This window comes from Denitrificimonas caeni, assembly GCF_027498055.1.
Lineage (GTDB): Bacteria > Pseudomonadota > Gammaproteobacteria > Pseudomonadales > Pseudomonadaceae > Denitrificimonas.
Window position 1 is genome coordinate 960,384 of the sequence record NZ_CP114976.1, and the last position, 15,360, is coordinate 975,743.

General features: G+C 49.7%; 14 protein-coding genes. 8 read left to right on the plus strand and 6 right to left on the minus strand.

The window, feature by feature from the left end:
• Nucleotides 1–15: 15 nt before the first annotated feature.
• Entirely contained in the window at nt 16–1,395 is a 1,380-nt protein-coding gene (locus tag O6P33_RS04630) for a sigma-54-dependent transcriptional regulator (protein ID WP_269819056.1), read from the minus strand.
• Entirely contained in the window at nt 1,392–2,912 is a 1,521-nt protein-coding gene (locus O6P33_RS04635) for a sensor histidine kinase (protein ID WP_269819057.1), read from the minus strand. The genes O6P33_RS04630 and O6P33_RS04635 overlap by 4 nt, the downstream gene beginning before the upstream one ends.
• 162 nt (nt 2,913–3,074) lie before the next feature.
• Here O6P33_RS04635 and O6P33_RS04640 point away from each other — a divergent pair, with 162 nt between their 5' ends.
• Nucleotides 3,075–3,455, plus strand: coding sequence for a DUF4168 domain-containing protein (locus tag O6P33_RS04640; RefSeq protein WP_269819058.1), 381 nt, complete (start codon nt 3,075–3,077; stop codon nt 3,453–3,455).
• Nucleotides 3,456–3,630: 175 nt separating this feature from the next.
• Here O6P33_RS04640 and O6P33_RS04645 read toward each other — a convergent pair whose 3' ends face one another.
• On the minus strand, nt 3,631–4,803 hold the full coding sequence (locus tag O6P33_RS04645; RefSeq protein WP_269819059.1) for an RtcB family protein: 1,173 nt from the start codon (nt 4,801–4,803) through the stop codon (nt 3,631–3,633).
• 315 nt (nt 4,804–5,118) lie between these two features.
• Between O6P33_RS04645 and O6P33_RS04650 the strand changes: the two genes are divergently transcribed.
• A complete protein-coding gene (locus O6P33_RS04650) occupies nt 5,119–6,237 on the plus strand; it encodes a hypothetical protein (RefSeq protein ID WP_269819060.1) in 1,119 nt (372 codons plus the stop codon).
• Between the two features lie 111 nt (nt 6,238–6,348).
• On the opposite strand, the gene O6P33_RS04655 is transcribed toward O6P33_RS04650, so the two are convergent.
• A complete protein-coding gene (locus O6P33_RS04655) occupies nt 6,349–6,714 on the minus strand; it encodes a DUF393 domain-containing protein (protein WP_332880040.1) in 366 nt (121 codons plus the stop codon).
• Between the two features lie 356 nt (nt 6,715–7,070).
• On the opposite strand from O6P33_RS04655, the gene O6P33_RS04660 reads away from it, so the two are divergent.
• Together O6P33_RS04660 and fabG are read left to right on the plus strand one after the other, a co-directional pair.
• Complete coding sequence (locus O6P33_RS04660; protein WP_269819062.1) at nt 7,071–7,385, plus strand: high-potential iron-sulfur protein; 315 nt, start codon at nt 7,071–7,073, stop codon at nt 7,383–7,385.
• Nucleotides 7,386–7,631: 246 nt separating this feature from the next.
• A complete protein-coding gene (gene fabG / locus O6P33_RS04665; protein WP_269819063.1) occupies nt 7,632–8,387 on the plus strand; it encodes a 3-oxoacyl-ACP reductase FabG in 756 nt (251 codons plus the stop codon).
• A gap of 111 nt (nt 8,388–8,498) precedes the next feature.
• On the opposite strand, the gene rsuA is transcribed toward fabG, so the two are convergent.
• Entirely contained in the window at nt 8,499–9,188 is a 690-nt protein-coding gene (gene rsuA / locus O6P33_RS04670; protein WP_269819064.1) for a 16S rRNA pseudouridine(516) synthase RsuA, read from the minus strand.
• Nucleotides 9,189–9,390: 202 nt separating this feature from the next.
• Between rsuA and O6P33_RS04675 the strand changes: the two genes are divergently transcribed.
• The 3 genes from O6P33_RS04675 (at nt 9,391) to thrC (ending at nt 12,977) form a co-directional block, all read left to right on the plus strand.
• Nucleotides 9,391–10,128, plus strand: a complete 738-nt coding sequence (locus tag O6P33_RS04675; protein ID WP_269819065.1) for a DsbC family protein — start codon at nt 9,391–9,393, stop codon at nt 10,126–10,128.
• Between the two features lie 98 nt (nt 10,129–10,226).
• The gene (locus O6P33_RS04680) at nt 10,227–11,531 is read left to right on the plus strand and encodes a homoserine dehydrogenase (RefSeq protein ID WP_269819066.1); all 1,305 of its coding nucleotides are present in this window, start codon (nt 10,227–10,229) and stop codon (nt 11,529–11,531) included.
• 36 nt (nt 11,532–11,567) lie between these two features.
• Nucleotides 11,568–12,977: a threonine synthase gene (thrC, locus tag O6P33_RS04685; RefSeq protein ID WP_269819067.1), complete on the plus strand. Its 1,410-nt coding sequence runs from the start codon at nt 11,568–11,570 to the stop codon at nt 12,975–12,977.
• 239 nt (nt 12,978–13,216) lie between these two features.
• Here thrC and rpsT read toward each other — a convergent pair whose 3' ends face one another.
• Nucleotides 13,217–13,495: a 30S ribosomal protein S20 gene (rpsT, locus tag O6P33_RS04690; RefSeq protein WP_269819068.1), complete on the minus strand. Its 279-nt coding sequence runs from the start codon at nt 13,493–13,495 to the stop codon at nt 13,217–13,219.
• A 256-nt stretch (nt 13,496–13,751) separates the two neighbouring features.
• On the opposite strand from rpsT, the gene murJ reads away from it, so the two are divergent.
• A complete protein-coding gene (murJ, locus tag O6P33_RS04695; RefSeq protein ID WP_269819069.1) occupies nt 13,752–15,317 on the plus strand; it encodes a murein biosynthesis integral membrane protein MurJ in 1,566 nt (521 codons plus the stop codon).
• The last annotated feature ends 43 nt before the right edge of the window (nt 15,318–15,360 follow it).

Sequence of the window (15,360 nt, forward strand, 5' to 3'; positions counted from 1 at the left end):
AAGGCGGTATGCTGATTACTCTAACCAGCGATACAGCGTTCGCCGAGTGATGCCTAAAATATCTGCAGCTCGCCGTTTGTTGCCTTCAGTTGCGGCCAGTACTTGCTGAATATATTGGCGCTGCACGGTTTCTAAACTGGGTAAGGCTTCAGCTTCGACCGCTGGGTTGGCAAGCGCTACTGCCACAGGGCTGATAGCGGGGGCGTCTGTGGCGTTATTTTGTTCACGAATCCGTTGCGGCAAGTGCCGAGCCTGGATCAAGGGGCTGTCGCAAAAAGTGGCTGCGCGCTCCACGGCATTTTGCAGCTCACGTACATTCCCTGGAAAACTGTAGCTTTGCAGGGTGGCTAAAGCGGCATCACTAAAGCCTTTAATGCTTTGTTTTTGTCGGGCATTAAAACGAGTTAGAAAAAACTCAGTGAGTTGTTGAATGTCTGCGCCGCGTGCGCGCAGTGGCGGGACTTGCAAGGCAAATGTTTCTAAGCGGTAAAACAGGTCCTCGCGAAAACTGCCGTCGGCAACTGCTTCGGTTAGGTTGCGGTTGGTTGCGCCAATAATGCGTACATCCAGCTGGATTTCATGATCACTACCCACAGGACGCACTTTGCCGTCTTGGAGCACGCGCAACAGTTTGGCTTGTAATGCTAAGGGCATTTCCCCCAATTCGTCGAGCAATAAGCTGCCGCCGTTGGCTTGCTGAAATAAGCCAGCACGCTGTGTGCGTGCGCCAGTAAAAGCACCGGCAGCATGGCCGAAAAACTCGCTTTCCATCAGCTCGCTGGGAATGCCGCCGCAATTGACCACCATATAGGGACCATCGCGACGGCTGCTTTGATCGTGCAAGGCACGGGCCACAAGTTCTTTACCAGTACCGCTCTCGCCTTGAATTAAGACTGGGCCATCGGCATCGGCAATTTGTTTTATTTGATGAAACATATGCTGCATGGCTGGGCTTTGGCCAATCATGCCATTGAACTGTTTAACCGCAAGTAAACTGCGGTAGTGCTGCACTTCATTGCGCAGTTTTCTATTCTCGAGCAAACGGCTCACAGTCAGTAAAAAGTGATCCATTTCTAAGGGTTTAGTTAAAAAATCATCAGCGCCTGCTTGCAGGGCTTTGACCGCTTGCTGCACTGAGCCAAAAGCCGTAATGATCAGTACCGCGGGTGCTGAGTCTGTATGGGTAAGGTTGGGTAACAAGCTGAGGCCGTCGGCCCCTGGTAAACGCAAATCGCTGATTAACAGGTCAGGAATCTGGCTGTTGAGCAGCGCTAGGCCTTGCTCGGCATCGCCACAGGCAGTGACTTGATAGCCTTCGGCTTCGAGTTCTTCTTGCAGTAACTCACGCAAGCCGCTGTCATCTTCAACCAGCAAGATAGTTTGGGTTTGACTCATGCTGATGCATCCCTTGAATTGTCTGAAAGAGGTAAGGTCAGGCACACCTCGCAGCCGCCTTGGGCGCGATTCTTAAAGCTGAGCTGAGCGTTATGTTCATCGCTGACGGTTTGCACAATAGCTAAGCCAAGACCGGTACCTTCACCGGGGGATTTAGTGGTGAAAAAAGGCTCGAGCAAGGTTGCTAATGAAAACTCTGAGGCTAAGCCTGGGCCATCATCGCTGATGCGAATATACAGGTGGGTTGCATCGGCGCTGGCCGCAACCACCACTTCGCTATTGGCTGCTTGCAGGGCGTTGCGGATTAAATTGAGTAGCGCCAACTCTAAGCGCCCAGCATCACCATGGATATTGGGTAGATCTGCAGCGATCTCACTCCTGAGCTGGCGCTGGAGAGTTTCCAGCTCAGGTTCAATAGCGGCGATAACATCGGTTAGCAATTGTGCTGGCGCCAAGGTTCTTGGCGTAGTAGCTGCGGGGCGACAATAATCGAGCAATTGCCGCACGGTGCGGGTGAGGCGGTCCACTTGAGCGCGGATACCAGTAACGTGGCGCAGCGCCTGCTGGTCCAATTGACCGCTACGTTGCAGCCGCCGAGCACGCCCATCAATCACGCTTAAAGGTGCACCCAGTTCATGGGCAATGCCTTGCGCCATACTGCCGATGGCCACCATTTTTTCATTGTCTTTAAGTTGAGCAATAAACTGCGCTTCGGCGGCGCGGTGGGCATCCAGCTCCCGGTTGGCCCGCTCAATGCTGTCGAGCATTTGGTTTAAACCTTGGGCGATGCTGGCAACTTCGCTGGGGCCTTCGAGTGCGGCACGGTAGGCTAAATCACCTTCAGCAACACGCTGCATGTGGGCGCGTAATTTATCCACATAACGGCCGACACCACCGTAATGACCCAGTAAGACAGCCGCGACAATCGCTAAGCTAAATACGCCCCAAACCAGCCAGGCAATCACCGTGAGCTGGCGTAAAGCGCGGCCAAAGTCACTGGCTTTGCGGGTAATTTGAATCAAGCCTTGGATCTGATCAGTGGCATCAAATAGCGGTAAAAAGTGCGAGAACACGTTGCGCCCTCTGACTCGGCTAAAGGCCTCTTGTCCTTCGCCGGTGCTACGAATGCGCGCGGGGATGCTGGTATCGCTTAAGTCCGATTCGGTAATCCCTGCTGAGGCAATGCGATTGCCGTCCACATCAAACACTGAAGCGCCATACACCTCACCTAAAACAAACACAGAGCCGAGGGCTAAATTAACCGCAGCTAAATCCTGATTATTGAGTGCCGTGCCTACTGGTAAGCTAATGGCGCGGCCGATGAGTTCTAAGTCGTTTTTTAAACGCTGGTTTTGAAATTGACTGGCTTGGTCTAAACCAAAGCGAATGCCGAGGGCTGTGAGCAGTACTAACGGTAGTACGACAAACAACAATAGGGTGCGTTGCAGGCTACTGAGGCCAATAAAAGGCCAGAAAGAGGCCTGTGTGCTTTTTTTAAACGGATACTTTTTGCTCATGTGTAATATTTATACACTTTAGCCGTCTAAGGTAAAGCTAAGAGTATTGATAAAAAACAGCTGTTTTTTTGTTTTCCTTTGAAATCAATTGCTTAGGTGTTTTTTAACAAGCTGGCATGGAATGTGTAAGTAGTTAGCTACTTTAAACAAAGGAGAGCATTAATGATTAACCTTAAAAAGCTAACCCTAGCCGTTTCATTCGCAGTTGTAGGATTGAGCGCTCCTGCCGTGATGGCGGAAAATAATGCACCAGCACCCACTGGCGCAGCGGTGCAGCAGCAAGGGCAGGCAACGGTCAGCGATGCAGAACTGCGTAAGTTTATGCAGGCGAGCGTTGAGGTATCTCGAATCCGTGAGGACTACACGCAAAGATTGAACAATGCTAAAGATCAGCCCATCGCGCAAAAATTACAGCAAGAAGCGCAAGATAAAATGATTGGTGCGGTTGAAGCAACAGGCTTTGATGCGGCCAGTTACACCGAATTGGCTGAGCGAATTCAGGCCAGCCCAGAGTTACAAAGCCGTATGCAAGAACTGCAGTAATAGTTGGCCTAGGCTGCACACCGCGGGTTTTACAGCCTGCTAAGGTAAGCCTAGGTTAGTGCTTTGCGGAATGGCTAGACATCATGCAGCTGTTCCGGAGCACTGCTGCACGACTCAGTGTTGCAGCTCTGTGTTCAAGCTCAGCAGAGATTTCAACTTATAAGCACTGGGGCTTTTAACCTTTGACCACAGCCAGTGGCTGCAACTCAATTTGTATGTCGACCAAATCTTTTTGGTTGTCCATCACTTCATCAATATCTTTGTAAGAACCCGGCGCCTCATCAAGGTCTTTGCGGCTGCGGATGGCATGCAAAATACCTTGTTCTTTGAGGGCTTTAACTTCAGTTCTGACATCCAGTTGTTTACGTGCTTGGGCGCGACTCATAATGCGTCCGGCGCCGTGCGCACAGGACTGAAATGATTGGGCTTCCCCTTTACCCTTCACCAGAAACGAGCGCGTTCCCTGCGAGCCAGGAATCATGCCCCATTCACCTTTGCGGGCGCGGGTTGCGCCTTTGCGGTGGACGATGACAGTTTCGCCAAAGTGCTCTTCTTCAGCAGCAAAGTTATGGGGTTTGTTAATGAAGTCAGCAAACTCAACCTCAGGTATCACCTGTGTAAATGCAGTTTTAACGCGTTCCATCATCAGGGTGCGATTGGCTAAAGCAAACTCTAAGCAGTAATCCATTTCGTTTTTGTAGAGCGTAAAATACTTTGATGACTCAGGTAGAAACGCTAAGTCATTGGCAATATCTTCACCCGCTGCTTGATTGAGTTCTTGAGCTATTGCGTGGTAATGGTTAGCGACGGTAAAGCCGATATTGCGTGAACCCGAGTGGACCATAATCCAAATGTAACCGTCTGAGCCTTGCTGGATTTCAATAAAGTGATTGCCGCTGCCTAAAGTACCAATTTGATACAGAGCATTGTCATACTCTTGCGTGACTATGGGAAGGTTGCCTGTTACTTCTGGCATCCATGCAGGATCTTGAGCGGTTTTATGGCGGTTGAAGCCCACCGGAATTGTCTCGCGAATGATTTTGATGATTTCTTTGAGGTCGTCTGTGTCGATCTCGGTCAAATTAGTCCGCAGCGAACACATGCCGCAGCCAATATCCACACCTACAGCGTTGGGGATAATAACGCCTTTAGTAGCGAGAATCGCGCCAATTGGCATGCCGTAGCCTTGGTGGGTATCAGGCATAATGGCAATGTGTTTAAAGGCAAAAGGTAAATTGGCAAGGTTGCGTGCTTGTTGCAGTGCACCTTCGTCCATTTGCTCTTCTTTGAGCCAAAGCTTGATGGGCAGTTTCTCTGTTTTAATAATTGCTCGTCCGTTTTTGTGCATAACATCTCCTGAAACCAATTAACCGCGGTGAAAGTTAGCGCTATGAGTGTGGATAGATTATCGGGCTTTGCTAGCGCCAGCAAACAGCGCTGGCGTTGCGCTCGGTGACCACAGCTGTAGCGCTAAGGGTGGGTGTTTTAAGCTGTAACCTGAAATTTCTTGTGAGTATTTAGTCGCAGTAAAGCGTTTAAATGCTGGTTTTGTCCTGTATTGCCTGACTCTGGCAGAAAAAACCCGCTCTGCTGATCTGGCGCAGCTTTTTATTGCCACAGATCTGGTACAGTCAAGACTCAAATAATTTGCAGGAGGCTTCTTATGTATTATGTTGACATGCCCAGCGCCGAAGAAATCGGTGACCTCAACCTAGTGCGCTCTAACGCGTGCGTTTCAATCTACCTGCCAACTACCCCAATTAGTCGTGAAACAGAACAAAGCCGAATTAACCTCGGTAATCTGGTTAAAAAGGCTGTTGCTCAGTTGGAAGCTGCTGGTCTTGAGAAAAAGTCCATTGCATCGTTGCAAGAGCAGTTTGCTGATTTATTAGCTGATGATGAGTTCTGGAACCACCAAGCCAATAGTTTGGCAATTTTAGCTACGCCAGACTCTTTACGTACTTATCGCATGGCGAATAAGTTGCAAGATATCGTTGAAGTATCGGATCGTTTTCATCTCAAACCTTTACTGCGCGCAATTACTTTCCCACATGCTGCGCATATTTTAGCTTTAGCCGAAAACTCAGTGCGTTTAGTTGAGGTTTCTGCAGACTTACCTGCACGTGAAATTGTTGTGCACAATATGCCAACCGATGCAGCCACCGCTGGCGGCAAAGCAACCAATAAAGACTACTCCGGCACGGGTCATCGCCATGGCTCACAAGGACAAAACTTTTATCAGGCGCGCTATGTCCGCAAGATAGATGCAGCGTTACGTCCTGCTTTACTGGGCTCTGATTTGCCGCTGATTTTAGCAACCACCAAACCGCTGGAAGCTTTATTTCGCTCGCTGAGTGTTATCCCTGCATTAGCCGACATCATTGCTGGTAACCCAGAGCACCTGAGTGAGGCAGAGTTAGCCAGCGCCGCCCGACCAGTGCTGGATGCGCATTATGCGGAGCAAATTAAAGAGTTCCACCGTTTGTTTGAGCAGCGTACCGGCCAGCAGCGTACCACCACTGATATTACTGATGCCGCGCGTTTGGCTACCTTTGGTGGTATCGATCGCCTGTTAGTGGATATCGATGGAGTGATTGACGGTACCATTGATGACGAAACGGGCGAGGTATCGTTTGCCGCAGAAGGCGATGCAGTGAATTACGGCATTGTCGATGAGATCACCGGCCGTGCCTTACGCACTGGTGCCAAGGTGATGGCTGTGCGTAAAGCCGATATCCCTGGTGGCCAAGATCTAGCAGTGATTTCTCGTTACCCAATCTAACGGTTCTTGAGTCGTTTGGGCCGCATTATTTGCCCATGCTAAATAATGCGGCATAGAAAGATTCAGCCTGTGCGTGCAGTGCAGGCTGATCACCTTCCCATAAGAGCTAAACTAAGTTTCATTTCGCTTGCCTAGGCGGCGTGCCACCCAGCGGTGGTAGAGCCATGCAAGGGTCGGCCGAATAACGGGTAAAGCAATGAGCCAGGCCACTGGTTTGAGAATAGGCACCCGTGCCATCAGTAGAATATAAGCGGCCATTTCACGGTGTATCTGTCCTTGCGCATCTTGCACATGCAATTCACGCAATGCATGGTACGGATCAATCCCTAGCTGGCGCAGTTCGTCGTCGCGCCCAGTAATATCCAGCCACTGTACTGAGTCTTCAGTGTGTTCTTCTAGCTTTTCATACCAGCGTCGGTCGCGCACACAAACAGGGCAGGCGCCATCATAAAAAACCGTTAGCTTTCCTGAGTTCATCGCCATACAACACCTCTGTAAATGCAGCTCGCTGGCTGTAGACCCTAGCATAAAGCCGTTAGCGGCACAGAGGGTGGTTTGTCTTGGTTCTAATGTAAGTTATTAAGTTTGGTTTTTTTAATATTTAAAAAGCAAGTGATAATCAATCGTATTTAATATAAGTAGTTCAATGGTAAGCCTAGCGACTTGATACTTAAGTTTATTTGCAAGTTTGTAAAATACATGTTTCCCTCTTACTATGCATTTGAGTCTTAGCCTGATTCTGTCGGTGATTAATAAGTGCAAATAAAGGGCATTGTATTAATCAACAAATGCTCAGTGATTCCAATGAATTTATAATTAAGAAGGTAAATCCCATGGCTAATCAAAGTCGTCGCAAATTCATGCGTACCAGTCTGCTCAGTATCGCTGCTCTGCCTTTTGGAGCGAGCATTCTATCTCGCCAAGCTTTTGCTCAAACCCTTGAGCCGCTTGATCCAGCTGCACCGCAAGCACAAGCTTTGAATTATGTAGAGATTGCTGCGGATGCTAGCGATAACGCTGCATATAAAGAGGGTAACAACTGCTCTAACTGCATGTTCTTCCAAGAAGCCAATAACGGCTGCATGCTCTTCCCAAACAACAGCGTTGCGCCAGAAGGCTGGTGTCAGTCTTGGGTGCAGAAGGCTTAATTGCTTCTAAGCTACTCGCTGTTAAGGAAAACCGAGGTGGATGCGCGATGCGGCGCTGCCTCGGTTTTTTTGTTTCTGCAGTTTGAGTTGAGCGGCTGCTAGGTGCTGATGTATAGGATTTAGAAAAGCCTGTCGCAGACTCTTTATTTTACAGTTGTAGACTATTGAGCTGTATCAAGTCTGGTGTGCTTAGATTGCTTATGCTAATTATAAAGTAAACCCTAAAGAGCAATGCAGGAGAGCAAAATGTTTTCACTAAAAGATCAAGTTGCCATTGTAACTGGTGGTGCTAACGGTATTGGTAAAGGCATTGCCAGTGTGCTGGCTAAAGCTGGTGCGCAGGTAGTGATTGCTGATATTGATACTGAAGCGGGTAAACGTGCGGCAGAGGAAATGGGGGCAACATTTGAGCAATTGGATGTCACCGACCAGCAAGCTTGTCAGCAAGTAGTGGATGCCGTGCTTGAACGTTGCGGTCGGATAGATATTTTATGCTCGAATACCGGTATTTTCCCGCAGGCCAATTTAGAAAGCATGACCCTGGAGAACTGGGAGCAGATGATGAACGTCAACCTGCGCAGCACTTTCTTTATGGTGCAAGCAGCGTTACCAAGTATGCGTCAGCGCAATTATGGTCGCATTGTCATTACCTCCTCAATTACTGGCGCGATTACCGGCTATCCAGGTTGGTCGCACTATGCTGCAAGTAAGGCCGGGCAATTAGGCTTTATGCGTTCTGCAGCTTTGGAGTGCGCGCGCGAGGGGATTACGATTAATGCTGTGATGCCGGGTAATATCCGCACTGCTGGTCTAGAAGCCCAGGGCGAGGCGTACTTAAAAGAAATGGCCGCCTCTATACCTGTGAAGAAGTTGGGTGAGCCGGAAGATATTGGTTACGCTGCTTGCTTCTTGGCGTCGCCGCAAGCGAGCTTTATTACCGGACAAACCATTATTGTTGATGGTGGCCAGATTCTGCCTGAGTCTTTTGAGGCGGTGCTGTAACAAGCAGCTGGAAATCAGGGCAACCGGAGGCTGTCGACACCTAGCTCCGGTTGTTGGTTGAATCCTTTAATCAGTGCTCCATGTGCGGGGTGAGTGGCACTGGGGCGCGCTTTAGAAGAGTGCAACTTCTTCTGGCGTCAGCGCGCGGCTTTCCCCAGGCGCAAGAGTTGGGTCGAGGCTGAGTGCGCCGACCTGTTCACGGTGCAGTTGCTCTACTTTGTTGCCGACTGCAGCGAACATGCGCCGCACTTGGTGGTAGCGGCCTTCATGCACATGCACTAAAGCTTCACGCTCACCAATAATTTCTAAGACCGCAGGCTCCGTTAATGTGGTTTCATTGCGCAACTGTAGGCCTGCAGCAAATGCAGTGACATCGGCTGCGCTGAGCGGGTCTGCCAGCCATGCACGGTAGGTCTTCGGGCACTGTTGTTTGGGCGAGGTGATGCGGTGCGACCATTTTCCGTCATCGGTAATTAGCAATAACCCTGAGGTGTCCAGATCAAGACGGCCAACGGTGTGCAGTTTGCTGGGGTTGGGCACGTCCAAGTAAGTGAACACGGTTAAATGCAAAGGATCGTCGTTGGCGCAAACGCAGCCAAGGGGCTTGTGCATCATCAAATAAGTGGGGCCGCTTAACTCAAGGCGGGTGTTGTTATAGAGCACCTCTGCGCCTTGCGGGACTTTAAAGGCCGCTTTTTTCTGGGCAATGCCATTTACGGTCACTGTTTCTCGCTGCAGTGCTTTGCTTGCTTCTTTGCGGCTCATGCCGGTGGTTTCAGAAATAAATCGATCAAGACGCATGGCGTTGTTTAATCTTCTCAAAAGTAAATTGGGTTCATTATAACGCACATCGCGATGTGCTTATTAGCCACTGATAAGTTTGCTGAACGCTGTGGTTATACTGCGCCACTGGTTAGATTCCTTACTGCTTACACGGCGCGCTTTTGAGCAGAGCTTTGCGCTGCATTGTGGTAGACTGAGATCTTTTAATTGAGCGCATGCTATGGGTAAAACTAGACTGTTAAGTAGCCTCGCATGTGTGGTTTTTTTGCTGAGTGCAACTGTGTTAGCCCATGCGGATGAAGTGGCGCAATTACGTGAGCGCTTGCTGCATATCCAGCCTGATTTACCCATAGAGAAAATTACTCCCAGCCCAATGGCTGAGCTATATCAGGTGCAGTTGCGTGGCGGGCGTATTCTTTATGTCAGTGCAAGGGCTGAGTTTATTTTTCAAGGTCAGTTGTTACAGGTGCAAGATGGTGTGCCGTTGAATTTGACTGAGCAGGCCGAGCGTAAGGCGCGAGCAGAGCAGATGCAGGCCTTAAATCAGTCGGAAATGGTCATTTTTCCTGCGCAAAACCGGCAAACCGCTATCACGGTGTTTACCGATACTGATTGCGGTTACTGTCAGAAATTTCATACTGAAGTGGCTGAGTTGAACCGTTTAGGTGTGGAGGTGCGTTACTTAGCCTTTCCACGCAATGGTCTTTCCGGTGATGCCTATGATAGTTTGGTCAGTGTGTGGTGTGCAGATGATCGTTTGGCTGCGATGACGCAGGCTAAAAACCGCGAGTCAATTGCCAAGCAAACATGTAAACACCCTGTTGATAAGCATTTTGCCTTAGGGCGAACGCTTGGTGTGCAAGGCACGCCGACTATAGTTTTAGCCGATGGACAGATCATTGCTGGTTATCAACCTGCACAACAGTTGGCTGCGCAAGCACTAAAAGCGCGACAGTAGGTTGACCGGCCTCTAGGGGCTTCGTACAGTGCAGTATTTTTACCGCTCATGCGGCTTGTGAGCGGGTTTATTTTATTTAATAGTGGGGACGATGCAGCGTGAAACCAGTAAAAGTAGGAATTTGTGGTTTAGGCACCGTTGGCGGTGGTACTTTTAATGTTCTTAAGCGCAATGCTGAGGAAATTTCACGGCGTGTAGGCCGTCAGATTGAGGTCGTGCAAGTTGCATCACGTACGATGAATCCAGAGTGCGATACCAGTACTACCGAAGTGGTTGATGATGTGTTTGCTATCGTCGATAACCCTGAGATTGAAGTTGTTGTTGAGTTGATTGGTGGCGACACCTTAGCGAAAGACATTGTGCTGCGCGCCATTGAAAATGGTAAGCATGTGGTGACCGCCAACAAGGCGTTGATTGCCGTACACGGTAATGAGATTTTTGCCCGTGCCCGTGAGCGTGGGGTGATGGTTGGTTTTGAAGCGGCGGTAGCCGGCGGTATTCCTGTAATTAAAGCGATCCGCGAAGGTTTGGCGGGCAATCGCATCAATTGGTTGACCGGCATTATCAACGGTACCGGTAACTTTATTCTCAGCGAAATGCGTGAGAAAGGCCGCACCTTTGAAGATGTTCTGCAAGAAGCGCAAGCGCTGGGTTATGCCGAGGCTGATCCAACTTTTGATGTGGAGGGCATTGATGCCGCGCACAAGTTGACGATTCTGGCATCCATTGCTTTTGGTATTCCGTTGCAGTTTGAAAAAGCCTACACCGAGGGTATTGCTGAGCTGACTACCGCTGATGTGAATTATGCAGAAGCTTTAGGCTATCGCATTAAGCACTTGGGTATGGCGCGTCGCACCGATTTAGGTATTGAGCTGCGTGTGCATCCGACTTTGATTCCTGCTGATCGCTTGTTAGCGAATGTAAATGGCGTGATGAACGCGGTGATGGTCAATGGTGATGCGGTGGGTAGCACGCTGTATTATGGTGCGGGCGCAGGTATGGAGCCAACCGCTTCAGCAGTGATTGCCGATATTATTGATGTGGCGCGTTTTATGGCCTCGGCACCTGCGGATCAAGTACCGGCCTTGGCGTTCCAGTCTGGTGAGCTATCTGAGCATCCTATTCTGGCAATTGACCAGTGTGAAAGTGCCTATTACTTGCGCATTCAGGCTAAAGATCACCCTGGTGTGCTTGCGCAAGTGGCAAGTATTTTCTCGGTGCGTGGGATTAATATTCAATCGATTATACAAAAAGAAGCAGAAGAGCTGGATGGTTCAATCCCCATTATTTTGCTCACGCACCGCGTCGAAGAGCAGCGCATTAATGATGCGATAATTGCTCTAGAAGCACTGGATGCTTTGCAAGCAGCAGTGGTGCGTATCCGCGTTGAACAGTTGGGTTAATTTCAAGTTAGGCGACTCTGATAAAGGTTGTTACTTATGCGATATATAAGCACGCGTGGCCAAGCCCCTGCGTTAAATTTTGAAGATGTGTTGTTAGCCGGTTTAGCCAGCGATGGCGGTTTGTATGTGCCAGAAAATTTGCCGCGCTTTACTGTAGAAGAGATCGCCTCATGGGCTGATCTGCCGTACTACGAATTAGCCTTTCGTGTGATGCGCCCCTTTGTGGCGGGCTGCATTGAGGATGCTGACTTTAAGGCAATCCTGAAAGACACCTATGGTGTGTTTGAGCACAGTGCGGTGGCGCCGTTACGTCAGTTGGATGGCAATGAGTGGGTGATGGAGTTGTTCCATGGCCCAACCTTGGCTTTTAAAGACTTTGCCCTGCAGCTGTTAGGCCGCTTGCTCGATCACTTCCTCACTAAGCGCAATGAGCGTGTGGTGATTATGGGTGCGACTTCTGGTGATACCGGTTCTGCTGCGATTGAAGGCTGCCGTCGCTGTGAGAATGTCGATATCTTTATTTTGCACCCGCATCAGCGGGTATCTGAAGTACAGCGCCGGCAGATGACCAGTGCGCTGAGCGATAATATTCACAATATCGCCATTGAAGGAAACTTTGACGATTGCCAGGAAATGGTCAAAGCCAGTTTTGCTGATCAGTCGTTCCTCAAGGGCACGCGTTTGGTGGCGGTAAACTCGATCAATTGGGCGCGCATCATGGCGCAGATCGTTTATTACTTCCATGCGGCGATTCAGCTCGGCGGTCCACAGCGTTCCATCGCTTTCTCGGTGCCGACCGGTAACTTTGGTGATATTTTTGCCGGTTATTTAGCGCGCAATATGGGGCTGCCGATCAATCAGCTGATTGTGGCCACTAACCGTAACGATATTTTGCACCGCTTTATGAGTGGCAACCGTTATAACAAAGATGAGCTGCATCCAACCCTGTCGCCGTCGATGGATATTATGGTGTCGTCCAATTTTGAGCGCTTGCTGTTTGATATGCACGGCCGTGACGGTGCCAAAGTGGCTGAGTTGATGGACAGCTTCCGCGCCACTGGCGAGATGAGTGTCGCTGAAGAGCGTTGGACTGAAACTCGCAAACTATTTGACTCGTTGGCGGTAGATGATGAGCAAACCTGTGCCACTATTGCGCAGGTTTATCAGGAGACGGGTGAGTTGCTTGATCCGCACACAGCAATTGGTGTGCATGCGGCGCGTGAATGCCGCCGTAGCCTTGCTACGCCAATGGTAACGCTCGGTACTGCACATCCAGTTAAGTTCCCTGAAGCAGTGCAGAAGGCCGTGCCAAGCGCCAGTCCAGTATTGCCAGCGCATATGGCTGACCTGTTTGGGCGTGAAGAACGCTGCACCGTTTTGGCCAATGACTTGGCTGCAGTGCAAGATTTTGTCAGTCAGCACGGTAACCGTGGCAAGCCTTTGTAAACTGTAGCTCCGTTATAGATAAAGCCCCAAGTCTGGACTTAGACATTGGGGCTTTTTTATACGCTAGAGAATAGATACGGCAATGCTGCCCGGCAGTCGTTGGGCTAGGGCTTTGTATGTTGTTGGTTGGTAGTTGTACGGGGCGGCTGGGAGATTTGTACAGGGGGCGGCGGCGGGCCTAATCAATAGGCAATAAAAAACCGGCCTAAGCCGGTTCTTTATTAAACATGCTGTCGCAATTAAGCGGCTGCTGCTTCACTCAGCGCTTTGATGTGCTGGTTCAGGCGGCTCTTGTTACGGGCAGCTTTGTTTTTGTGAATGATGCCTTTATCGGCCATACGGTCGATAACAGGAACAGCTAATTTATAAGCTGCTTGGGCTTTTTCTAAATCATTAGCTTCGATGGCTTTAACTACATTTTTGATATAGGTACGCACCATAGAACGTAGGCTACCGTTATGGTCTCTACGCTTATCAGCCTGTTTAGCGCGTTTTTTGGCAGAAGGGCTGTTGGCCACGTCGTACTCCTCGAAAACTTTTAGTTGAATGAAACAAAATAGGCCGCGAATTATGCGACCGAGTGATTAAATTGTCAAGCTGCTGGTATAGAATAAATAAATAGGCACTATCCAGAGCCTTAAAATCACTCATGCAGCAAGTTAGCTAGCGCAGTATACGCAGGCAACATGCAGAATGCATGCTTTCTCTGCAATCTTTATGGCATCCCCTCGGGCAAGCGACTAAACTTGTGCGCTGAATTTGGAAGAGTGCGCCATGAGTAACGCTGTTGATACACCCACTAAACTAAAGTCCTCCAGCCTTTTACGCTCCAGCGCTGTGGTGAGCGTGATGACATTATTGTCACGGGTGCTGGGCATGGTGCGCGATATGGTGATCGCCAGCTACTTTGGTTCTGGTGCTTCAGCTGATGCATTTTTTGTCGCCTTTAAAATTCCTAACTTTTTACGCCGTTTATTTGCTGAGGGTGCTTTTGCTCAGGCGTTTGTCCCCGTGCTGTCTGAGTATCGAGAAAAGCGCTCCTTTGCCGAAGTAAAACAATTGGTGGACCGCACCGCAGGCATGCTGGGTTTGATCCTAGTGGCTCTGACGGCGCTGGGCGTGGTGATGTCGCCCTATTTGATTATGCTGTTTGCCCCAGGCTTCCATGATGAGCCCAGCAAGATGCAACTGGCCGGTGAGTTGCTGCGTATTACGTTCCCTTATTTGTTGCTGATTTCTTTAACAGCTTTTTGTGGCGCTATTCTCAATAGTTATGGGCGCTTTGCGGTGCCAGCTTTTACTCCAGTGTTGTTGAATGCGTCGATGATTGGCGCAACTGTATTTTTAACCCCTTATTTTACTGAGCCAGTGATGGCGTTAGGCTGGGGAGTGTTTATTGCTGGAGTGGCGCAGCTGTTGTTCCAGATGCCATTTCTATGGAAGATGCGCTTGCTGCCGCGACCGCGCGTGGTACGCAATGATCCCGGTGTTAAGCGCATTATGCTGCTGATGCTGCCAGCTTTGTTTAGTGTGTCGGTCAGTCAAATCAACTTGTTGCTGGATACGGTGTTAGCGTCTTTCTTACAGACCGGTAGCGTTTCTTGGTTATATTATGCCGACCGCTTATCAGAATTACCTTTAGGGGCATTTGGCATAGCCATTGGCACGGTAATTTTGCCGGCCTTGTCGCGACAGCATTCCAAAGACAAGCCTGAAGAGTTTTCTGCCACCATTGATTGGGCGCTGCGCATGGTGCTGCTGGTTGGGGTCCCAGCGGCCTTAGCTTTGGCCATTTTGGCTGAACCGTTAATTGCTACGCTGTTTTTCTATGGGGCAATGACTGCCAACGATGTTACGCAATCGGCTGCAGCTTTACGGGCGTACTCATTGGGGGTGCTGACCTTTATGATGATTAAAGTATTGGCCCCAGGCTTTTTTGCTCGCCAAGATTTAAAAACCCCAGTGCGCATCGCCATAATATGTATGGTAGTTAATATGCTGCTAAACCTTATTTTTATCTGGCCACTGCAGCATGTGGGTTTAGCTTTGGCGACATCATTGGCCAGTATGCTCAATACCTGCTTGTTAATGTGGGGGCTGTACCGCATTGGTATCTACAAGCCGTCGCCAGGTTGGTTGTTGTTCCTGTTACGACTGTTGGCAGCTTGTGCGGCGATGCTGGCGCTGGTGTTCTGGTTGAATGCGCCAAGCGCTGATTGGTTTGACTGGAGCTGGCAGCGCCGAGTGTGGGAAGTAACGGTATTGGTCTGCGGTGGGGTTCTGGTGTTTGCTGGTACGTTGTTTGCCACGGGCCTGAGAATGCGTCATCTGCGCCGTTAAATGGGCTAAAGGTGCTCTAATGCCTTAGCTATGGTTATAATCA